Consider the following 22,937-nt stretch of genomic DNA (forward strand, 5'->3'; position numbering starts at 1 on the left):
TCCTCTTTTTTTATTTTCTGCCAGAAGAAGCAATCCTAAAATCAAGCGGGCATTCTTTGATCTTTACTCCGGTCAGCTGGTTTGCTTCAATCGCATTTTTCACACGCTCCGTAATCAAGATTCCCCAGATATCCAGGTCATACATATCCAGCGTCTCAAACTCGGGATTCATGACAGCGTCTGCTATCGTAAATGTGCTATCAGGGAATTTTGCCTTCAGATCAGGCCATGAGTCGCCCTTCAGGGGAGGCTCATCACCAACTTTTCTTCCCAGGAAATCGCTTTTTTGAAAAGTCGACTCCTGAAAATTGATGTATTGAAGCTGCCAGGCGAGCAAATGCATCACATAAAATTCAGTTTCTTTCCCCTTCCATCCGATGCTGCCATTGTAAAAGGTCAACTCCGGCGTGTTAAAAGGAGCTAATACTTCTTTGAACCTGGGCGACACGGGAAACGTCAATCCGGTGGGGCGGATTCCGATCCAGCTGTGCATGTCACACAAAGCGTGTGGCTGTTCCGGCGCTCCTATTTCTTGCGCATAGGCCAGGCGCATACCTTTAAATGAATTACTGCCTTCCGGATAAAAATCGGCATAGTATTTTTTAACACGACTCAATGCCGATTGTGATTCTATTCCCGACGCATCAACATCCGGATATATATTATAGGATCCTTGACTGTCGAATGGATTATGTTCTAATATGTATCGTTTCATAGCCCTGAAAGTCCTGTAAGATTGTCAAGTTTTTTAGGAGTACCAATCAAAGTATTCGCAATATGGTCTTTGTATTGGTTTACCATATCCGTCATGCGTCGGTAGGCCTCGGCATGATCATCCAGATCGATCAAACGCTGCAAATTGTTTAAATGTGCCGCAAAGAGCTTATCATAAACATTGTGACCGTACGTTCCTGCTGTGTGATTGATATTACGCAAAAACATCAAGTTGTCAATATCATGGAAGAAGTCTGTCTTTCCGGCTTTAAGCGCCCACTCCATGATTTCCGTACACACGCTGTTGTTGTAAAGCATATTCACCGGGAGAATGTGGTGCGCATTAAAATCGTTCTTGAAAAGCGTTTCGATGGCCTTCTCCAGTTGCTCAGGTGGCAATTTCTTTAAGTCAGTCAGCTTCTTAAAAAGATCTTTATCCTCCGCGTACATATTAATAAATGCGTCCAGGTTGGCAGACTTCCCTTCATAAAGCTTCACAATGCTTTTTCGGAGATTATCCCGATAATTCGTCATTCCAATTAATTTGGATACGAGAGGATGTGTCTTCAAAAGTTCTGCTGCTTTTTTCGCACGCGTGTCCTGACCGACAATATCCATCAGCTCATCGCCAAACTTATTCTTGCAAGACAACAACAGATCGTAGTCATATCGTTTGATCGGAGCAAGATCGCCCAGTCGCTCAAAAGTCTTCAACAAGTCTACATCCAGGTCCTTGAGATGGTCTGCTAGGAAAGTAATATTCTCCCCAAGGGTTTTCTGACGTGCCAATAACCCTGTCAGGAATGTTTTCTGAAGATCGGAATTCCAACCAGCGATCAGCTCGAACACTTTTGCATCTGCGTTCTCCTTCAGCAGCGCCACCAGGTTGTTCCGCGGTGCCGCATCTTCCAGTGCACCGAACATGCCGACAAATTTGTCCGTAAGTGTTCTTACACGCGCCGGGTTAAACTTCCCGGCTTCGTCGCCGAATGAAACCATTCGTCCTATGACGGCAGCCATGTCAGCTTTGCTAAGCGTCGACATCTTACTGCCTTTCGCCATAGTCGCCCAGGCATCCATTGCCGCAAACTTCTTCGCCCCGTCAAGGTTCGCGAAAACGGTTTTCAGCGAAGCCTCAGCCTTTAAGTCGTCGGCAAGTTTGACCAGCAGCTTTTTATCCCAGCCGTCAACTTTACCAAAGAACGTCGCAATATCACTTTCTTTGATGCCCAGGGACACGAACGTATCCCACAGCGAGAGATCATATTTTCCGCTCGCAAAACCCTGGATAATCGATTCACGGTTACCAAAAGTAGCCAGGAATTTAGTTTGTCGCTCTTCGCCCAGGCCTTCCAGAAACTTGCCTATGTCATGGCAATCGTTGTGGGTCAGAATGGTCTGCTTGCCAACGTAGTAGGTATGGGTATTCTGAACGGTAAAATTATACACCGTGGCGATGGTGTCGACGCTGATGTTGCTTTTGATATCCGCATAGCCATCTGCCGTATGCAAGAGCATCGTCGTACTCAGCGCAGCCGCCGTTACCCAGCCTCTTGTCTTCTCGTAGAACCTGTGATCGGGTGTAGCCCAAAGGGTGTCACGCCCCGAAATAATACGCTGAAGCTTTTTGGCTTTTTTGCTGAAGACGTTCGTTACACGCTGCCATGCATTCTTGTGGCTTAATTCATCATAACTCTTGACCATATCCCCCGCGGCAATTTGCTGAATAGGTTTAATGCCTTGTTGTGTATGCACCGGAGTTCCGGCCACAAAGCAGTTGTTCCCGCTCACACATCTAATGACACCGTTGTCATCAAAGATTAAGATGTCATCTATTGTTTCACCGGTGGTACCTTTCGTGTAGTATGCTACATCGGCTACGTTCTCTTCCAACTTCGCGTTGTGGCTCAGATCACCCAGGTTAGTCAATTTCTCAAATATCAATTCGCCCCGGGCATCGATGTGGGCTACCTGAACGTTTCCTTTTGTGAGGAATTTGTTATCGGAGGTTTGCGTGAGCTTATCGCCCATCTTTTCAAATTTCTTCAGCATGTTTGCGAATACCGTCTTCAGCCTTTCCGTCTTAGAAATTGCCGCAACGCCGTTGGCGCCATTCTTATACGTACGCAGTTTCTCAATAGCATCTTCAAGCTTCTTCACCGCAGCCGAATTCTCTGCCGCGCCGGCGGCGCTCTTCTCCAGCTCCAGTATGTTCATCAACAGCTCCCGGTCTTTTTTACCCCCATTTAAAACCTCCACCAGATTTTTATCCTTGGGGTCCATGGCCGTGATACGGGCGCACAATTTGTTAACCTCCTCTAGGTGCTTTTCGGCGTCCATCAACCCGTCGGCGTAGTTAATTGCCTTGGCAGCCTGGTTAACATCTTGCAGCGCCTGCAACTTCTTAACATCGGGCACCGCCGCACCGCCTATAAGGTTTATACCACCCAGCACAGCAGAAGAAATTTGAAGAACCTGTGCCAGCTTGGGGTAATCATCGGTGGCGGCCGAACCCACGAGACTTGCCACCGAGCTAAGCTTGTCAGCATAGTTTAGCAGCTTCAACGCCAGGGTTACATTGCCGCCGGGAATGGCCAGGCTGATTACGTCAACGGCTGTACCAATACCTTCTGCAGTGGTTCTGGCATCTGCCTTCTTCTCAATAAAGTATAGGGTAATGGCCGGAACGAACATACCACCATCCTGTTTGCTGCTGGCATAGACGTCAATCAGCTTGGCTTTGTCGTCCAGGATAATGGGTTCGAGCGCACGCAACGGCAGCGGCGTACTTTCAGAAATCGTCGCAAAACCCATTGTGGCCTTGTTGGTGTACGCCAGTGTGCCGCTTGCTTCTTTGTATTCCACAACAGACTTGGTGTCTTGCGGCATAACATACCGGCAGCCTACGCACAACGATGCCAGCGCTTCCTTAAACAAGCGTTTGGTGAATCCTACGTAGTTATAGGTAATCATCTTCTTCTTGAGGATCGTCACTTTGGCCGGGTCCATATACGCGACTATCTTCGGCGTCAGCGTCGAAAACTCAACAATCTCTTTCTGACTTTCTTTGTCTTTTATCTCCCCCGGATTGGAAATGGCATAGTTCATGTAGTCGCCGTACGCGCGGATGATATAGTTCATGACCATGGTATTGAAATTCGCCCCCATGAACATCGTCTGATCATCGATGGCCCTCACCATCTTGCCGAGAATATACTCATTATCACTATCCGTCTCGCCCGCCAGCGACTGCAGGAACATCGCCTTCGCCTTGGGTTCCTCAGGGCACGTCCACATCAACTTGTAGATCGCGCGTTCCAGGCTATTGGATACAACACCGGCTTCCAGAATTGTACCCACCAGGTGCGCACGCGCGTCCGCGCAAATGAGCTTGAGGTCTTCTGTACTCATGGCCTCGATAGCATTTCTGATCTCAATCGGATCCAGCGAAGCGATAACTGCCTTCGCAGCGCAGTAATTCGAAGTTGCGATAAGCTGGATTGCCTTCTTATTGATCTCCTTCTGGTGATCAATCATCGCCCGGAATTCCTTCAGGAACTCCAGGAGCACAAGCTGTTTCTGTTCCGGTTTCCCGGACTCCAGGAACATACCTTTCTTCGCCAGGTGATACTCAAAATATCCTGCAGTGAGTTGCTCCTTCGGCAGATCGAAAATAGTGCGCATGAGATAAGGATCAACCAACAAATCGTTTGATATCGTCTTAACGCTTACGCTCATTTCTGACCAGTCACCAAAATTGACAGTCATCTTATTGAAGACGTCCGGATATACAATTCTGTATTCGTAGATTTTTGTTGTGAGCCAGTAGCTCATCTTCCTGTCATTATCCGACCCCAGTATGTCATACATACCGGCGTATTCAGGGCGGGGAGACGTTGCACTAACGTTGTATGCTATCTGATTGTCTTCATACGTAAACTTTTCCACGGTGGTCGATGAGCTGGCATTAATCTGGCAGGCGTCAACATTGTATAAATCAATGTAACTGTCGCCCGAGGGGTTGGTGGCCATATGCTCGTTGGGCAGGCCGGAGAAGCGCACCACGTCTACGCCTTTTGCGTGGTATGTCATGATAACAGCCACACCTGCGCCCTGGGTGACAGACTCTCCCTTCGGCAAGAGTGGCGCGGGTTCCTTCCGGGTTTTGGGGTCAGCGTAGTAACCCAGAAACTTACCACTCATCCAGGTGGCAAGGTATTTGGTCACAACAGCTTTTTCGTTGACCGTCTTTGTTATTTCAAAACCATCCAGCAGGCCGGCCGGCAGCATTTCATACTCTTTGGGTGTATACTCACCAATACCAAATGTAAAGTAGGCCTGCGTCGTCTCTGCCGGCAGTCTGACAAGCTTACCATTGGGAGCCATAAAACTCACCGTATTGTCAGGGTTGCGCCAGTCTTTCTTTATACCCGCGATGCTGATGCGAGCCTCACCTTCCTCATCGTCTTCAAACACATCCATCACAATGTCTTTGAAGCGCATTTTGTCCCACTGGTATTTATACAGCTTGTCGCCCATGGGGTAGTCCATCAAGTTGTCTGTATTGCCTTGTGTAATGGTGAAGTTAGGTTCCTGAAAGATGTGGTGCAGGTTGAATGCGCCATGTCCCAGCTCGTGCGCCATGGTACGAACTATAGCATCGGTATCAGCATGTTTGTCCATAAAGACGAAACCAGCCTGTTTGCTGCGGGGCATGTAGCCCAGGGCATCAAAGCTCTTGGGATTTCTTACCAGGAACAGGTAGAAGGTTTCATCTTGCAATTTGCCGAAGGCCTTGATCACGGCCTTCATGTCGCTGGTATAGTTAGAGAGTATGCCGCTCTCACCATCGTCAAACGGCGACGGCAGTGTATGCTGAATACGGTCGGCAATACTTACACGCCAGTTCACGACCGCTTGCCCGTAGATTTTGTTGAGCTCGGTCGAGATTTTCTGGGCCGTCAGGGCCTCCGGCACCGTCACATCGCCTACCGGCACAATGACCACCGATTTGACAATCTCGGCATACGTAGCCACGTTCAGCTTACCCAGCACCTGATCCTTGCCGGTGCTGTCAGCCGCCGGGTAGATGGCCAGCAGGCTTTGCGTGTCACCACTCGACTTACCGGCTACCGGCACCGTTGTTTCCTGGCTGGTAAAGGGCGGTGCAGACACTACGTCGCCCGCCAGCTCAAAGCGTATTTTGCTTTTGTCAAGCGATGTACTTTTCAAGGTGGCCACCACGGGGTCACTGCCCCCTACGGCCACAGCCTTCCACGCCACGCTGTAATTATCTTTCAGGTGCTCATAGTCTTTCTCCAGTGCCTTGTGCTTGTAAGGATCAAAACCGTTTTTGGCCAGCGGCGCCGGCCCGAAGTTGAGCTCGAGGTTGTACTCACGGCTTCCGGCTTTAGCGGCAACATCGGCCGTCGTCTTATGAATATTACCCTTGGAGTCGATGAGGTAGCCATTGCCCGCGTTATCTTTCACGGCATAGTTGCTGCCCGGCGGCAGTGTTTGTGTACTGCCGTTTTTGTCTACCACCACAACCGAGCCATCGTCATTCTTATAGACAGAATGGATCCCGTCTTTTACCGTAATCAGTGTATCCGCAACAAATCCATCGGGATCAAAATCTTTCGGCAGGTTCTCTTCGATAGTGGTCAGTGCCGAGTCGACGACATCGAGAACCTCCTCCAGCTTATCCAGGCCGTCCAGTAGCTCCTGCGGCACGATGTCCACACCGCCGCCGGTTACGTTCATCACACCGTTTACCATACGCATCTCCTTATTGACCGAGATGCTGGTGAACGACGTACGGATTTTCGCCTTGTTAAAGTAAGGAACTTCGACAACGCCCTCACCCGAGAACACGCCGTTCGAGCCGCTGATCTTTGTCAGCTTTACATTAAAGTCACCCGCGTCGATCACGTCACCCACCTTCAGCGAGCCGGTCAACTGTGCAGGGTCCAGGTCAAAGGTCTGCATCGGGTTGTTACAGGCATAGGCAGCTTCCGGTAGCTCCATCGTGGTTACTTTACCACCGGTGGCATACTGGCCGTCAAAGAAACCGCATGTAGCCGCTACCTGGTATTCGTAGGTGGTGCCGGGCTTCAGCGACGTTACCTGCAGCTCCGGAATGGCTACGTTGCTGTCATACCAGGCGGCCGTCCCGACCTCGCGATAGCGCACGCGAAAGGCGGTTTGGTTGAACGTCCCCTGCCAGGCGACTGTAAACTTGGTGGGGCTGACGGCGCTGACAGAAATACCCGTTGGCAGGTCGCAGGCGTCACCGTAGACGAAAGAATATACTTCGCTGTAGCCGTTGTTCTTGAAGAGATCGAGCTCATCTACGCCTGCAATGCTTTTTGCCTTGATGCGGAAGGCATAGCGGCGGCCGGGTTCCAGCGGCGTTTCGGCCGGACCGTAAATAAAGGTGGTATTGGCCGTGGTGGTTTGAAGAATCGGCGGCGACGTGAGAATGGCATCGTTCGGGTTGCGCGTCGAAGGCCAGACCTCCACCATCGTCACTTCGTATTCGGTCGTAAAGGCAGAGTTGGGCGACCCGGTGTGACGGGGCGTCCATTGTAAAAGAACATTCTGCGGACTTTGCGCCTTCAGCTTTTCATCGCGTCCCGGCAGGTTGATAAGGGGCGGATCGTTCAGGATCAACCAGGCAATGGCGCACGCGGTGTTGGAGATCTTGACGCCGCGATTGTACTCCAGCACTTCAAAGCAAAACTGGTAAACGCCTTCCGGCAGCTTACCCCGTTGCTCATATTCACGCCGGGTTATACCCTGGAAGTTGAGGTTGTTGACATTAAAATAGTCCGCCAGGTCTGTACTGATCAGACGCAACGGCACCCCGCCCTGAATAGATACCGGCGCGGGCCTGTATTCCTGTTTTGTCTCAATGGTAATGCCCTGCCCGACAATGCGCAGGCGGAAACGTACATCCAGCTGCGGCCGCGCAATATCGGCCAGGTATATGTTCAGCGCCAGTCGCTCCGAACCGGAAGCGACATAGTCCGCCAGGTATAGCGAGTACGGAGGCGAGAGCTGCGTCGTTGCCTGGACCGGAAACACCTGCGCCCATACGCTGGCAGCAGCCAGGAACAGGAGAAGGAAGAGAAGTGAAAACTTTTTCACAGTAACGTTTTGGTTCATACACATGCTTTAAAAAACAAACGGCTGGCCCTGCTTAGGCCCTGTCATCGCCCGAAACTATACCCATACCCCAGTGTGCCGGTAAACTCTGTAAAGTCCTGCGCAGCACCTTCCTGTTGCGAGCTGCGGTTTACTCCCACCATGCTCAGGTTGATGTTGTGCTTTTTCTGTACCGTCAGGCCACCGCCGACGCGTACGTTAATGATCGTATTGATCCGGCTGCTGTTGGCGTATGTTTCATTGTAGGACGACGATAGCGTCGCCCGTAACTTCTTTTCAAAAAAGGATTTGCTGACCGCCAGGGTCGGACCCAGCGTTTTGGTACTGGCACCCATGCCCTCCGTAATGGTGGCATTAAAGGCCGCTGAAAGCATCACGTTCTTCGGCACGATCGACAGCGCATAGGCGGCGTTTACATTGTAGAACTGACTGCCGGTATTCTGCTCTACATCTCCCTGCTTGTCGGCCGCGTCCTGGAATGTCAGGTTCACGTTGACCGATTGCCGCTTGTTGGGATTGGCGCCAAAGGTATACATGCTGCTAAGGGTGGCGTTTTGTGATACCTGCATGTAGTTCAGCGTATCCAGGTTGTCATACGGCGTAAGCTGATTGATATCCACGAACTTCGAGCGGATGTTCGTGTAGGTCTGGAAGTTCGAATAGGACGCAGTAAGATTGACTTTTTGCGATGGCGCATAGCCCACGTTGGCAGAGCCGACAAACCGGCGCATGGTGCTCACTTTCGAGCCGTCCAGGTTGTCGCGTTGTGTACCGGCGTTGACCGCCACGTTTACACGCCCGCTTGCCATGGCCACGGTACCATTGGCGGTAATGTTTTCCAGGTCGTTGTTAAAGTAATAGGAACCGAGCGTGCGGTACTGCGGGTCGATTCGCTCATACGCCACACCGACGGAGTAACCGTCGTCCTGGTAATTCAGCGAGGTCTTGAAAGCCTTATAATAGGAAGACGACAGCCGGGGCGTATACAAAAAACCCGTTTTGGCCAACGGGTGGCTCTGCGAGGTCTTCTCCGTTCGCGTGTCACGGCTCAACGCACTGGCCGACAGCTCAGCACGCAGCAGCAGATGCTCGGCAATGGCTTTTCCGCCGCCGATGCTCATGACCAGGTTTTCTTCCGGCAGGATGCCCTCGTCTTCCGGCACATACCGGATGGAGTGTATGTCGTCCTCGGCATGGAACATGATGATATCGACAAAGTCTTTCCCGTCGCCATAGGTAGCCTTCATGCCATAGCCCATACGCTGAAACGCCGGCGTTACCGGGTTTTCGGCCAGCGTGTCGGGCTCGACAGCTTTTAGAAAACGGCCGTACAGTCCACTGAACTTAAATTTTCCCTGTTGCGGGGCCACATCTACACCGGCGCCCAAAAAGATGTGTCCGTTCACGGTATAGGGTGAAAAGGACATGCTGTTATAGCCAAAATGCCCCGTAATAGACTTGTATGTCGGGTGCAGGCTATATTGATTAAAGGGCTGCTGAAACGATGTGTTCTGGTTGGAAACCGAAAAGCTGAGCGGCACATTCCATCCGTACAGGGAGAAGTTGATATTTCCCGACGCGTAATACGAGTAGGGGTCCCGTCGCGACTCGATGCCATCGACGGCGTACACAATCTGGCTGAGGGATACTCCGCCGGAAACGGTCAGCGCCTTCTCCTTACCGATGGCCTCCAGGTTCTGGGCCTGGGCACATACGGCGGAGCAACATACACCGACAATAAGGGTAAGCTTTCGTAACAACTTGGGTAAAGGTTAGATCAAATTCCAACTAGGGTTAAATCCGATGTGAAGATATACCGGAGTTATGCAATCATACCGTGTCATTTGCACACCCTTATTACATACCGGAATTATCCGGTGTGCGCCCGGGGTGATCGCCTTTTAACGACATAAAATACCATACAACGGACACGCGGAACTAGCTACATTGGTTCTTGCTCACAAAACATACATAACGCACGCCGGGCGCGGCAGACCGAAAAGTCCGGAAGCGCACCATGCACCGGCTCCTTCTTACTCGTATGAGTAGTACCGCCGGTAAAATAATGCGGCCGACAGTGCCGACACTGCCAGCATCATACACCAGATGCCGCCGGCCAGAATCACCAAAAACATAACTATAAAGCTGTAAAATGCCATCGTTACAAATTTTGCCATCGACAGGGGACGCCAATATAAATAGCTGCGGAGCAGCATAGCCATCGCGATGTTCAACATCAATAACCCACCGGCGATCACCCCACCGCCTTGAGTCGATAGCCAAACTATTTCAGGCAAAATCAAAAACAGATAGGCCAACAGCGCGTGTACATAACGCTTCCACCGCGGCCACGGCAGGTTCGGGAGAAAACGGAGGTACGTGTTCTCAAACTGCTGCCATTGGTACAAAACCACCAGGTGGCCCAACGCCAGCAATAACATAATCACTCCGCCCTTGCGCGCATCTGTCGTTAGAGTGCCGAACAGCAGCATACCACCCGTCAGAATCAACCAGGAAAACAGCTTCGTCATGGCCAGCGTAAGTTTCTGCCGATAGACGAGCTCGTACAAATACAAACTAAACAATGGCTTCTTCCACCGTCGGGTTAGTGTTGTCATCCACCAACGCGCGGCATCGCTGCCCAGGCGATTTGTATACCACACATACAACGCCCCGCTTACCAAAATCAGCAATGCCCCATAGGCCGCGAGTAAAACCGGAATCAGATAATAATGATAAATAAGCCCAACAACCCAACAGAACAGTGCATATACAAACACGGGGAGCGAGATTACACCTTGCACCAAACACCAGTTGGCAAACTGCCGCAGCTTCGAAGCAGCTGTAATGCTATATTTCAGAAATTGTTGCTCCGGTAGTTGTGTTTGTTTTAAAACAAAGCTCCAACTGCGGACTGAATAGATCGCCCATCCCGCAAACACCACGATGCCTATATGCGTTGACGACATAAATGAGATGGCAAAAATGAGATTGTATTTTATCCGGTCTGCGGGTGCGAGATGGGTTTCGTTCAGCACGTTCATAAAAAAGAAGGAGACCACGACTGTCACAAAAAGAAATAGGAATAGTCCGACATTGGCTTTATAGAAACGGTACGCAAAGACGCGTATCAATACGTGGGCTATCGATCGCATCACGCAGTGACGGTTACCGTGCAACGTTCTACCTGCAAGTATTGCGACGATAGTCCCTCCACCGCCAAAGGCTGATGCGAAGAGAGTAGAAATGTTATGCCTTGCCGGGTGTGCTGCTCGTCAATCCAATGATTCAGGACGTCCAGGGCTTGCACATCCAGAGTGATGGCGGGCTCGTCCAGCAAAATGAGCTGTGGTGTGCCCAAAAATGCCAGCACCAGTGAAAGTTTTTTCAGCATGCCGCTGGAGTATGTACCGATCGGTTGATGTATATACGCCTGCATCTGCATACTCTCTATATAGTATTCCTCCTGGCGCAATGCTCCGCCCTTTGCCGTGCGAAAAAGGTCAATCATTTCCATGCCCGTTAGGAACTCCGGGAACAGCGGTTCTGCTTCTGCAAAATTTACCACGCGTCGGTACGGCACGGTGTCTTTCTTCAGGCGAAGATTATTCCAGGTAATATCGCCGTGAAAATGCAGCACACCTGCCATCGAACGCAACAACGTGCTCTTACCGGAGCCGTTCGCGCCCTTCACCCAGTAAATACCCGTAGGTAATGTAAGCGCATCGATCTGTAAGATCGTAGTGGTGCCGTATTGTTTGGCAAAGTGGTCAAACTGTACCATAGCCGTTGCTTTTTACTTGTCTGCTGGCATAAGTCGCCCGCTTTCGTCAGGAATTACAGCACACCTGACTTACGTCAGGTCACACCCGGTCAAAGATCACCTTACCAGCAGACCTACGTCAGCGCTTGTGCACCGGGCGCACCCTACTTTAGCATCACATTAAAGGACAACGCTATGAACTCAAAACATCTGAATGCCACCCTCGTGGTATTGCTGGCGATCTTCCTGTATCATCCCCTGCACGCACAAAGTACACTTACGGTCAAGTCGGTGAAGGCTTCCATTCAAGGCTCGTCGACGTTACACGCCTGGGAGTCACAGATCACGCAAATAACCTGCCTCGGCGATTTTCAGTCGGACAACACGCTGCTAAAGAATATCGCGGACATCAGCGTCAAGATTCCCATCGCGGGGATTAAAAGCTCGGAGGGAAGGATGATGGATAACAAAACCTATGAAGCCTTTAAGTCCGAAGAGCATCCTTATATAACCTATACCGCATCGCGCGCGCAGATCACGACCGACGCCGCGAAGAATACAACCATTAAAGTGTCGGGCAACCTTACTATGGCAGGCACGACCAAACCCATCACGGTCGAGGCCACAGGCAAGTCATTACCCAACGGCGACATGGAGATCTCCATCACCCGCAAGCTTAAAATGACCGAGTTTAATATGAAACCACCCACCGCAATGATGGGTACTATCAAGGTAGGCGACGAAGTAACGGTTGTGGTGAGCCTCGTGCTCACACAGGCCGCATCCGCAGCCCGCTAATCATCTCTCACTATCCACTTAAACAAACTTCTTATGAAGACTGTCAGCCGCATCACCCTTCTGCGAATATTCCCCGGCTTTCTACTCCTTACATTCCTGGCACAGATCGTAGCAGCACAGGCACCTATTCAATACTTCCGCCAGTATGACCAGCGTGGTATCGGCGTCTTTGAAACTTCCAAGAACGACACCATACCTTTCAACGACCTTAAGCTGCGCGTAGGCGGTAACTTCACGCAAAGCTTTCAAACCCTCAGTCACAGCAACGACAGCGGTGTACCGCTCTACGACTTAGGCAATGGTTTCCCGCTGGCACATGCCAACCTCAACCTCGACTTCCAACTGGCCGACGGTGTACGCGTAAACCTCATCTCCTATATGTCGTCTCACCACCACAACGAAATGTGGGTAAAGGCGGGCTACTTCCAGATCGACAAAGTGTCGTTCCTCAACAGTGCGCTGCTGAACAGCCTCTGGAAAAATCTCACCCTGAAGATTGGCCACATGGAAATCAACTATGGCGATGCACACTTCCGCCGCAGCGACGGTGGTAACGCCTTCTGGAACCCTTTTATCGAGAACAACATCCTCGATGCCTACACCACCGAGATCGGCGCCGAGCTATACTGGCAAAAGAATGGCTTCTTGCTGATGGGCGGTATGACCAACGGTGAGATCCAGGGCAGCGTGACGGCCCCTGACAAACGAAGCCCGTCGGTATATGGTAAAGTCGGTTACGATAAAGTGCTGGCGGAAAGAACCCGCGTACGCCTGACCGGTTCGCTCCTGCGCAAGTCGTCGTCTGTCAACGGCACCTTGTTCCGCGGAGACCGTACCGGCTCCAACTACCAGTTCGTGATGGAACCTGCCAGTGCTACCGTAACAGCCAACGCTTTCTCTGGACGCATTAACCCGAATTTCTCCGATGATGTCACCACATTCGTGATCAACCCCTTCGTACAATTCCGCGGACTCGAATTATTCGGCACGGTAGAATTTGCCGAAGGCAACACGGCGGTAGAAAATGGCGAGGTGCAATATACCCCCGCAGCCAACGACGCCACGAAGTTCAACAAGCTGGAGAAACGTAAGTTTGACCAGCTCGCGGTAGACTTACTTTATCGCTTCGGCAAAGCTGACCGGTTCTATGTCGGTGCCCGCTATAATAAAGTGAGCGGTACACAGGCATTCCGCACCAGCACTACTGCTGCAACCGCCGGCGGTATCTCCCAGGGCGCACGCCTGGACGTATCGCAAGAACGGACGGCCTTCGGTGGTGGCTGGTTTATCACCCGCAACATCTTACTGAAAGGTGAATATGTAACACAGAAATTTAATGACTATCCCGCAGGGGATATATTACAGGGCGGTAAGTTCGATGGATTTGTGTTTCAGGGCACCATCGCCTTCTAACGCAGTTCAGGTTTGGGTTCTGGGTGTGGGAGTTGACTTTCCCACATCCTTTTTTATTACCAGCGCACCAGGATGTCACCGGTACTTCCCTGCATGTCGGCAGCCTTCACGGTCACGTGCAGATAGCCTGACGCCTCGTTGTATTGATATTGCACTACGGCCAGCGCGTGCTCCAGAGACTGTACCGTCAAAGGCTTTGGACACCTGATCTTTATTTCCTGCTCGCCATACACCCGCAGATTTGCCGAAAGCCCCTGACCCGATAGTTCCACCCAGTATACATTGAACGTGCCGTCGTTGTATACATGTACGGGCGTCGCTTGATTGCCTACAGCGTACCGCAGCGTATACACCTGGCGCTCGAGCGGTGGCAGATATAAAAATCCATAACCCTCGTCTTCGAAGGCCACCGCCAGCGGCGCGCCATCCAGATCCACGGAAGAAATATGCTGTCCGGGCGCGAGCTTGATCTTTAACACAAGATTGCCTAATCCTTTAAACGCATAAGCCTTCTCGGGCATTGCCGTATTGTCGATTGTTACAACGCCGGGCGTATGCTCGGTGACCACGGTGTGTTTGTTGTAGAGCCATTGCGCGTGCAACTGTTCCGTGTTCTTGGCAATGTACCGGTCCGGAAGTCGCTGCGCTGACTTGTAGTATTCAATCCATTGCGCGGTTACCGCCGGCTGGAGCGGGTCGTCCTGTGCCAGCCAGTTGGGCCAATGGCTTTCGATGATGTCGGTCTTTTGCGCTGCCAGTGGTACTTTGGGCAGCGTTGCCAACGAATACCATACGTTACCGTAGTTGATGCGATTGATGACGTGTGTGTTGAAATCAAAGCCTCCACCGTTCGGTTCCGTAGGCGGGCTCAACTCGGGGATCTCGCTGAAGTCGGTGTTGGCATATTTTACACCGGCTTCGCTCAACAGCTTGCCGAGGCTATAGCTGCCGGTGGGATTCCAAAAGTAACTATAAGCACAGGGCACAAAGCTCTCGGGGAAGGAATGTCCGTTCTCCGGACTGAAACCATACTGTGCCATGATGTCTTTAAAACATTGGATGTGCTCGCGCAGCGATGCCTCCGGCCACGGTTCCTTGTCGGCCAGGTTGTACCACTCGGCACGCTTCTGCGGTTGGCCCGGCGCCCAGTATTCATGCCCTGTACCGTGCAGGCCGAACTCCATATACGCGGACTGATCGCGCACAAACTGCATGATGATTTCTTGCTCCGCCGACACGCGGTGGCTATTGTCCCACTTCTCACGCAGGTGGGTGGTCGTGGGGAAACGAGCCAGCAGGTTGGTCCGGTCCATCTCACTCAGAATAAACAAACACTGAATCCGCGCACCCACTGCCTTGCCGACATCGATCATGTATTGGTAGTCACTCAACTCAAAGCGGCGCTTTACACCGGTGCGATACGGACCGGGTACCGCCTTTTCAGAAAGATCGGCACCGTCGACCCAGCCGAGATCATCAACGGCAAAAGCAAACGCACGCGGAAATATTATCTTCTCTGTCATAGACCTACTATTCTCAGATTCACTACCGCGGGTACGCTTCCAGCAGCAGGTGTTGGGTAAACGTCACCGCGAGCTTCGGACTTGCACGCGACACCTCGCCCAGCGTAACGTTGTTTACATAGTCGCGCACAGTATATATTTTATCTTCCAGGCCGCGCAGCTCCACGGCGCCATTCCATTGGTCGCTATAAAAGGCGTAGTGCAACGTATCGCCCTTCTGCACCACGTGTGTTTCCGGCAGGTCATAGCCCAACGTATAGAGCTCACCGCGATAGGGTTCTTTCGAGAGCATCTTACGGTGATACAACATAAACCATTTTTTCCAAAGTTGCTCTTTCTCCGGCGTCAACAGGTTATCTTCTGTTACCGCCGGGTTCTCTTTGGGCCAGGTAAACTTGGTCCCTAGCACGGCGCCAATGCCAAACGATGATGCAAAGTCCTTGCGGCCATCACTAAGCTCCACATGGTCGCCAAAGTAGGCGGTCTTGCCAATCAACGCTTTATACGCTCGTCCCTTCAACCGCACTTGCCAGCTGTTCAGTGGGTCAGACGCCACTGCCTGATTCATATAGGGCATATTAAAAACCGACATGCACGTGCCACACGGACAGTTTTGGATGAGCGCATGCGGATTGATCTGCTTTGCTTCTTTCCAAATGGTGTGGAAGAACTGAGGCAGGTCGCGCACGGCTTGCTCGGGTTCGGTGCCACCGAGGTGCGTATTGTAATCCGGCGGCACCGCATTCATGTGCTGGCCGTCCATCTTCAAGCCGTCAAAGCCCCACTGTCGCATAAACAGGTCGACAGTCTCCTTTGTGTGTTTTAATGTACCGGTATATCCCGGCGACAGATACCAGGCATCCCACCAGGTGATCTGCTGTGGTTTCCCTTCGGCGTTGATCAGGCGCAGGTCCGGTTGTGCTTGCATTAACTTACTGCTGCTATCGGCGGCCAGCGGCGCCCACCACAACATGGCCTTCATGCCTTGCGCGTGGATCTCGTCCACTAGCGCTTTCATCTGCGCATCGCCCCCGGGAAACTTGTTGGTATTTACATGCCAGTCTCCTTCAGCTTGCTGGAAGCCATCGTCGATGGTCACCCACTTTATACCCAATGATTTTACTTTCGGAAACGTGCCACGAATTTCGTCGAGCGTCACTTCGCGCATATAGCCCCACGCACACCACGAAGCTTCAAAAGCGCCTTCCTCCGGCTCGGGGAATGTCAGGCCACGCGCCTGCAACAAAGCACCGTATTGTTTCAGCGCGGTGTAATAATCGCCGTGGTGTATGAGCACGAATGTTTCGTCTGTGTGCAATGTATCACCCGGCGCCAGGGAGTAGGGTTGGTCATAGGTCTTGGATATTTCTACAGTCGTCTTACCGGCCGCATCGACTGACACCGGTAACGCTACCAGCCGCGGCGCAAGCTCCACATGCCCCACGGCCAGGCCCTGATCGGCATGCCATACATCCGTTATGGGAATGCCGCCACCATAATCGGAGTTGTTCATGCCCATATAGTTCCGTTGGTAGAAGCCCGGCTTCAATGGCAACACCCAGTCGCGCCGCTCACCGGTAGACTCGCCCTGGAAGGACCAGCCCACGACGGTATCTTGAACCGGTAAAAGTGTATAATGATGATTAACCCACTGCCGGATCGACACGGGCTTATCCGCTTCGTTTACGTACGCGGCTTGTAGCAACATCAGATCGGGAAAATCACTGTATACCCTGAGCGTAACAATCTTTCTGATCGTGTGACCTGTTGTATCGGCTACACCTTGAATAACCCACCGGGTACCGGCGCCAATCTTATCGGAAAAAGCTACTGATTCTTTTTTATCGATGCGAAAGTCCCGCAGCGTGTCCGTCGCCGTAACAAGATACTCTGTAGCGGCTGTTCCGGTCGTAAGGGGTTTGGACTGCGCGTCCGCGGATTGTACTGCTACGTGCAGGTTGTCATCCACCGATACCTGCAGGTTGCCATGCTGCCACGACAACGGCGTCTCACGGCAGGCGACCACGACCAGGCATACAAGAAAGGCTGCAACAGTACGGCAGGACATAAGCAGTAAAAGGTTTAGGTTAAGACTGTGCCTTATCGCGGCGACACGACCTCCAGCTTTTCTTCGATCAATTTCCTGACCGACGCTGTCGCCACGGGAAATACCTTGCGCAAATCAATCTCGTCGTTGTCACGCAACGTTGATTGCAAGGTTCTCATAAACATATTCTTGGTTTCGGTGGCCAGGTTCACTTTTGTGATCCCATTCTTCACCGCTTGCCTGAGCTGATCGTCCGGAATGCCCGAGCTGCCGTGCAGCACGAGTGCCGCGGGTGTGGCCTGGTGGATCGACAGTAACAAGTCCAGTTGTAGCTTCGGCGTCTCTTTGTAAAAACCGTGCGCAGAACCGATGGCGATCGCGAGCGCGCTGACCCCCGTCTCCTCCACAAACCGTCGGGCTTCGTCGGGCTGAGTATATTGGCTGGGCTGCTGTATTTGTCCCAATTTGGCAACATAGCCCAGCTCAGCCTCTACGTTGGCATTATACGAAGCTGCCAGCTTCACCACTTCACGGCTGATCTTTACGTTCTCATCAAACGACTTTTCGCTCGCATCGATCATCACCGAATCAAACCCGGCGTCCAGACACTGGTGCACAACGTCGCGCGCGCTGCCATGATCCAGGTGCAGCCAACCCTCCACGCCGTAAGCCTTCAGCGCTTCACGCGCCATCGTCGCCGCCAGGTTTATACCCAGGTATTGCAGCGAGCTTTCCGACAGCTGAAGGATGATCGATTTGTTCTGCGCCCTGGCCGCCTGCAATACACCCGACAAGGTTTCGAAGTTGTAAAAGTTGGTGGCCAGCAAAGCTTTTCCTTCGCGGCTATAGGTGCTGAGTTTTTCCTGTAAGGTCATGGTTAGAATGAATAGTTGAATGTTGTTGCGGCAATGGTCTTTACCAACGCCAGACTTTCAAAAGCGCCCGTGCCGCCGGGCCGCGTGGTATTGATCGCACCGGTCAGCGCACCAAACTCAAGACAGGCCTGGTCGCTGGCACCTGAAATAAACTTGTGTATAAAGCCCGAGTCAAAGCTGTCACCTGCCCCAATGCTATCGACTACATCTTTATTTAAGAACGCCGGTTGGTGTAGTAATTCCTTACCGTTCCATAGGTAGGCGCCTTCACTACCATGCTTCACCACCACGTTGCGGGCAAAGGGTTTGATAACATTCAGCGCCGCCGTGAGATCATCCTGGCGTGTAAAGGCTTTCAGCTCGTTGATGTTCGGCATAAACACATCGACATGGGGCAACAGCTGTTGCAGGTTCACATTCCACTGCTCGGCGGGGTCCCACTGCGGATCCAGGGATGTAGTCAGGCCTGCATCTTTCGCATTTTTAAACAGTGTAACAAGATCTTTCCTAAGCCCTGCTTGCAGAAACATCGAGCTGAGATGCAGGTGGCGTGCCTTTTGTAATGCATCGGCCGTGATGTCTGGCAGCGTGAGGTGATTCATGGCGCCGGGGTAGGTCACCATGGCACGATCTTCACTGAAGTTGAGGACGATGGTAGCACCCGTGTTATGTGTCGTCGCCCGTAGTATATGCGTGGTGTCAACACCACGTGCCTGCAAGCTTGATAGTATAAGGTCGCCAAAGTTGTCATGGCCCAACCGCCCGAGGAACGCCACACGCGAGCCCACCGTGCTCAGGTTGCTGGCGAAGATCGCCGAGCTGCTGCCCATCGTCAGGGTCATGTTATCGGCCAGTACTTCTTTGCCGACCTCGGGAAATTTATCGATCTGGTTGAGGATCAAATCAACATTCAGCTCTCCGACAACCAGCACATCAAAAGGTTTGCTCATGATACGTTAGCGGGTTCCGTTCAACGCATAGATTTGTACACCTTCCACCACGCGCGTAATCGCGCCTGTGGCCGACGGCGCATCGGGCTTCAAGCCCAGTTGCAGTGACTTAAAGAACCCCAGCAACTGTGCCGGCACGATGGCCGCTACCGTCAGGAACTCTTCACCGACACTCGCCGCCCCGTTCGACAAGGCGATCAGGTGATCGAGTGTTATACCTTCCGGTGCTGTTTCGGCAATGCCGATCTCGACGAGCGGAGGCGTGCCCTTCTTCATCGCGACCACCAGGTCTTTTTCATATTGCTGCGCGTGCGGGTTGTTGGAGAATGTATAGACCACCAGCGTTTGCGAATCGATCACCGCCTTCGGTCCATGCCGAAAGCCCAGGTATGAATCGTTTTTACAAATCACCTGACCGTCGGTCAGCTCTTGTAGCTTCAGGTGCCCTTCGGTCGCCGTGCCGTACAGCGGTCCACCGCCCAGGAACACCGCCCGCTGAAAGTCCAGCGCCGCGATCGCTTTCAACTCGGGTATATCTTTTGTGATTACCTTCTCGGCATAACGCACCAGTGTCACCACCGTAGCCTGCTGTTCCGCCACGGTCTCTATAGTCGCCAGCAGCTTACCCGCCAGCAACATACCGGAGTAGCTACTGGTCATCGCCAGGCTCTGATCGTTTGCCTCCGCCGGCAACGTATATACATATTTCGGATTGGGGGATGGGGACATCGCCAGTAATCCTTCCGGATTACAGGTGATCACCAAATGAAAACATTGCCGACAGATCTCGTCCGCCAACCGCACGGCGGCGGCACTCTCCGGACTATTGCCCGACCTGGCAAAAGATACCAGCAACGTAGGCACCTCCGGCAGCAGATAGTCCTGGGGATGCGACACGAGGTCGGTTGTCGAGATCGCCTCCGTTAAAATTCCCCGGCCGCGCTGAAATGCCCCGCGAAGCGACAGACCGATAAAGGCACTTGTGCCCGCACCAGTCAGAATGATACGGCGAACGGCCTTGGTTGCCTGAAAAAACTTTTCAATCTCCGGCCGACGGGCGTTCGCCTCTTCCCAGATCTTTAGCCAGAGGACAGGCTGTTGGGAAATTTCCCTGGCCGTGTGAATAGCCCCCAGGCGGGTCAATTCGTCAACGGGGAAATCCAAGTATTTCATAGCTTTTATTTAAAAGTGTTCGAGGTCAAAGGTAGAAGAAGTTAAATTAATATTCTTTCGTTTCGTTATTTTAATTTACAATAGTCTTTCTTTTTGTTACAATTCACAGAAGCAGATTAATTCCGAGGCTTTCCGGTAGACCGGCTACTTAATTTATTACTTTTATTTGTTTAAAAGACCCTTTTAATCGAAACCATAATGTCCAGAAACCAAGATTCCACAGTGTCCCGACGCAAGGAAATCCTTCATATCCTTTCAGATAAAGGCGAAGTATTTGTCGAGGACCTGGTCGAACGTTTTAAGGTGAGCGGCGTTACCGTCCGCAACGACCTGGACCAGCTCGAACAAAAGAATCTCCTCATCCGCGCGCGCGGCGGCGCCATCAAAATGGAAACCGGTGTTGCGATCGATCAGCGTGTCGTTGACAAGAACCGCATCAACTTCCAGGAGAAATCCCGCATCGGCCGCAAAGCCTCGCAGTTAGTAGTAGAATCCGACACCATCATTATCGACTCGGGCTCCACCACCGCCGAAATGGTACGCAACCTCCCCGAGCTGCAAGACCTGACCGTGATCACAAATGCGATGAACATCGCCAACCAATTGATTACACGCCCGAACATCAACGTCATCATTCCCGGTGGCTACCTGCGCAAAAACTCGCTCTCGCTCGTCGGGCCCCAGGCCGAAAAGAGCCTGCGCAACTTCAACGTCGACAAAGCCTTCCTCGGCGTCGACGGCTTCGACACCAAACACGGCATCTATACCCCCAACGTAGAAGAAGCACGCCTGAACGAGATCATGATTGAAATCTCCAAGGAAGTGATTTTATTAGCCGACTCCAGCAAATTCACCCGCCGCAGTTTTGCCTTTATCTGCTCCATCGACCAGATCAATAAGGTCATTACGGATAATGGCATTAAACCGGATGATAAGAAACGGTTGGAGGATGCCGGTGTTCAGGTGATCATCGTCTAAACGGTGGAGCAAGAAATAACTGCACCCTAAACACAGTTACTTCTTAACTCCTACCAACCAAATCTTAATCCATTAATCATTCTGCTCCGCCAGGGGATTCGCCAAACGCTCATCCTGCGGTATAAAATATATATTCCGGGCAGCGTCCCAATTCACCACCTCGTGCGGTTGCACTCCCGGGAAACTCCGATCCATTTGCAATTTATTCCGGAATAGATCAACGGTCCGGTGGCCCTCATATGCCAGTTCCATTTGCCGCTCTTGCAACACTGCGCCTAACACCGTCGAAGCTCCTTGCAGGTCGCCCAAGGTATACAGATCATCCGCTACGATTCCGGCGCGCGTACGAATGACATTGATGTCATCCAATGCCAGCTGATCCTGCCCCTTCTTCGCATACGCCTCCGCGCGGTTCAAATACATCTCTGCCAACCGCACTACATGCGGCGAGCTCAGCGTTACAATACCATCCTGGTACGAGAACTTCGTAATAAAGTATTTCGGAATCCCGTTGCGTTCAGCGACCGTCACACCGTCTTCTTCATACTGCGGCCTGATCAACGCGTTCCGAACATCGTCCGGATGCTGCTCGAGCAACAACCGCAGTGGTTCTGAAACATATACCTCTCCCCAGCCTTTGACGTCGGTCAGGTACATCGATCCAATAGATCCGTCACCCAGATCATCCTGCAACGCATGCTTTATCACGAAGATTGACTCTGAATACTTTGGTGTATTCCAAAACATGTCCACGTAATTTTCCTTCGGCGTCAGCGCCACCAGCGGCGAGGCAATAGTCTTAGTAGCATATTCAATCGCTTTATCATGTTGATCCATGTACAGGTACACACGCGACAGCAACGCCCAGGCCGCTTCTTTAGAAGCATACTCCACGCCGCGACGCTCGCCGCTCTCCATCAGCGCAGCAGCTTTCTCGAGGTCGGCCACCACCTGGTCATACGACTCGCCTACCGTGGCCCGCGGCATCTTGGCAGGGTCTGTACTGGCGAGACGCAGCACGACGCCGTTGTTACCGGTGCCGTGTGTATAGGGTTTCGCAAAAAGCCGCAGCAGGTCGGTATAAGCCATTGCCCGCAAGAAGTAGTTCTCTCCCAACAGATAGTCGTTGGCAGGATCCTGACCTTCCGTGACCGATTCGATATTCTGGTTCACCGAGTTGATGATCTTATATGCTACGTACCATACATACGTCGCATTTTCCATCCCCGGATAGTGCTGCCGGGTTGCCGATAGGAACAGCGGATCTTCGGTGGTGCCGCTTAACGTTACGTTATCGCTGGAGTACTCCAGCATCATGTGCAGGTTGCGCGCGTACGTACTGCGAAAGTCGAACGCTCCTTTATACTCCAACTGGTCCTTCATGAGGGAGTAGGCGCCGTCGGTGGCATACTTCAACGCATTGGGTACGTTGGGCAGGTTGTCTTTGGTAACGCCGTTGAAGGGATCGACCTGCAGGTCGCAGGCGCTGAGCGTCAGCAGCGCGGCAGCAAAATATAGTTTGAGTTTCATGTGGTG

Annotated in this window: 14 protein-coding genes; 3 read left to right on the top strand and 11 right to left on the bottom strand. The window is 52.0% G+C overall.

Translation table 11 applies throughout. From position 1 onward, the window contains the following. Window positions 1–10: 10 nt before the first annotated feature. From KK062_RS14285 to KK062_RS14305, 5 genes are all read right to left on the bottom strand, one after another. Window positions 11–715: a hypothetical protein gene (locus KK062_RS14285; RefSeq protein ID WP_254084989.1), complete on the bottom strand. Its 705-nt coding sequence runs from the start codon at window positions 713–715 to the stop codon at window positions 11–13. After that, the gene (locus tag KK062_RS14290; RefSeq protein ID WP_254084990.1) at window positions 712–7,863 is read right to left on the bottom strand and encodes a fibronectin type III domain-containing protein; all 7,152 of its coding nucleotides are present in this window, start codon (window positions 7,861–7,863) and stop codon (window positions 712–714) included. The genes KK062_RS14285 and KK062_RS14290 overlap by 4 nt, the downstream gene beginning before the upstream one ends. Window positions 7,864–7,925: 62 nt before the next feature. After that, window positions 7,926–9,641, bottom strand: coding sequence for a porin family protein (locus KK062_RS14295; RefSeq protein WP_254084991.1), 1,716 nt, complete (start codon window positions 9,639–9,641; stop codon window positions 7,926–7,928). Window positions 9,642–9,914: 273 nt separating this feature from the next. Beyond that, complete coding sequence (locus KK062_RS14300) at window positions 9,915–11,039, bottom strand: hypothetical protein (protein ID WP_254084992.1); 1,125 nt, start codon at window positions 11,037–11,039, stop codon at window positions 9,915–9,917. Beyond that, entirely contained in the window at window positions 11,036–11,665 is a 630-nt protein-coding gene (locus KK062_RS14305) for an ABC transporter ATP-binding protein (protein ID WP_254084993.1), read from the bottom strand. The genes KK062_RS14300 and KK062_RS14305 overlap by 4 nt, the downstream gene beginning before the upstream one ends. A gap of 174 nt (window positions 11,666–11,839) precedes the next feature. Here KK062_RS14305 and KK062_RS14310 point away from each other — a divergent pair, with 174 nt between their 5' ends. Further along, window positions 11,840–12,442 (top strand): YceI family protein, encoded by a 603-nt coding sequence (locus tag KK062_RS14310; protein WP_254084994.1) that lies wholly within the window; start codon window positions 11,840–11,842, stop codon window positions 12,440–12,442. Between the two features lie 33 nt (window positions 12,443–12,475). After that, a complete protein-coding gene (locus KK062_RS14315; RefSeq protein ID WP_254084995.1) occupies window positions 12,476–13,855 on the top strand; it encodes a hypothetical protein in 1,380 nt (459 codons plus the stop codon). A 56-nt stretch (window positions 13,856–13,911) separates the two neighbouring features. On the opposite strand, the gene KK062_RS14320 is transcribed toward KK062_RS14315, so the two are convergent. From KK062_RS14320 to KK062_RS14340, 5 genes are read right to left on the bottom strand one after another with little or no spacing between them, the layout of a single operon-like run. Further along, entirely contained in the window at window positions 13,912–15,378 is a 1,467-nt protein-coding gene (locus KK062_RS14320) for a hypothetical protein (protein ID WP_254084996.1), read from the bottom strand. A gap of 22 nt (window positions 15,379–15,400) precedes the next feature. After that, window positions 15,401–17,446, bottom strand: a complete 2,046-nt coding sequence (locus KK062_RS14325) for a glycoside hydrolase family 36 protein (RefSeq protein ID WP_254084997.1) — start codon at window positions 17,444–17,446, stop codon at window positions 15,401–15,403. 32 nt (window positions 17,447–17,478) lie between these two features. Continuing rightward, a complete protein-coding gene (locus tag KK062_RS14330; protein WP_254084998.1) occupies window positions 17,479–18,300 on the bottom strand; it encodes a class II fructose-bisphosphate aldolase in 822 nt (273 codons plus the stop codon). Window positions 18,301–18,302: 2 nt separating this feature from the next. After that, window positions 18,303–19,250 carry a carbohydrate kinase family protein gene (locus KK062_RS14335; protein ID WP_254084999.1) on the bottom strand — a complete coding sequence of 316 codons (948 nt, stop codon included), beginning with the start codon at window positions 19,248–19,250 and terminating at the stop codon, window positions 18,303–18,305. Between the two features lie 6 nt (window positions 19,251–19,256). Beyond that, window positions 19,257–20,423, bottom strand: coding sequence for an SIS domain-containing protein (locus tag KK062_RS14340; RefSeq protein WP_254085000.1), 1,167 nt, complete (start codon window positions 20,421–20,423; stop codon window positions 19,257–19,259). Window positions 20,424–20,621: 198 nt separating this feature from the next. Here KK062_RS14340 and agaR point away from each other — a divergent pair, with 198 nt between their 5' ends. Then, entirely contained in the window at window positions 20,622–21,401 is a 780-nt protein-coding gene (gene agaR / locus KK062_RS14345; RefSeq protein WP_254085001.1) for a transcriptional repressor AgaR, read from the top strand. Window positions 21,402–21,473: 72 nt separating this feature from the next. Here agaR and KK062_RS14350 read toward each other — a convergent pair whose 3' ends face one another. Continuing rightward, the gene (locus KK062_RS14350) at window positions 21,474–22,931 is read right to left on the bottom strand and encodes a RagB/SusD family nutrient uptake outer membrane protein (protein ID WP_254085002.1); all 1,458 of its coding nucleotides are present in this window, start codon (window positions 22,929–22,931) and stop codon (window positions 21,474–21,476) included. Window positions 22,932–22,937: the final 6 nt, after the last annotated feature.

It is taken from the genome of Dawidia cretensis, from assembly GCF_018598175.1.
GTDB lineage: Bacteria > Bacteroidota > Bacteroidia > Cytophagales > Cyclobacteriaceae > Ohtaekwangia > Ohtaekwangia cretensis.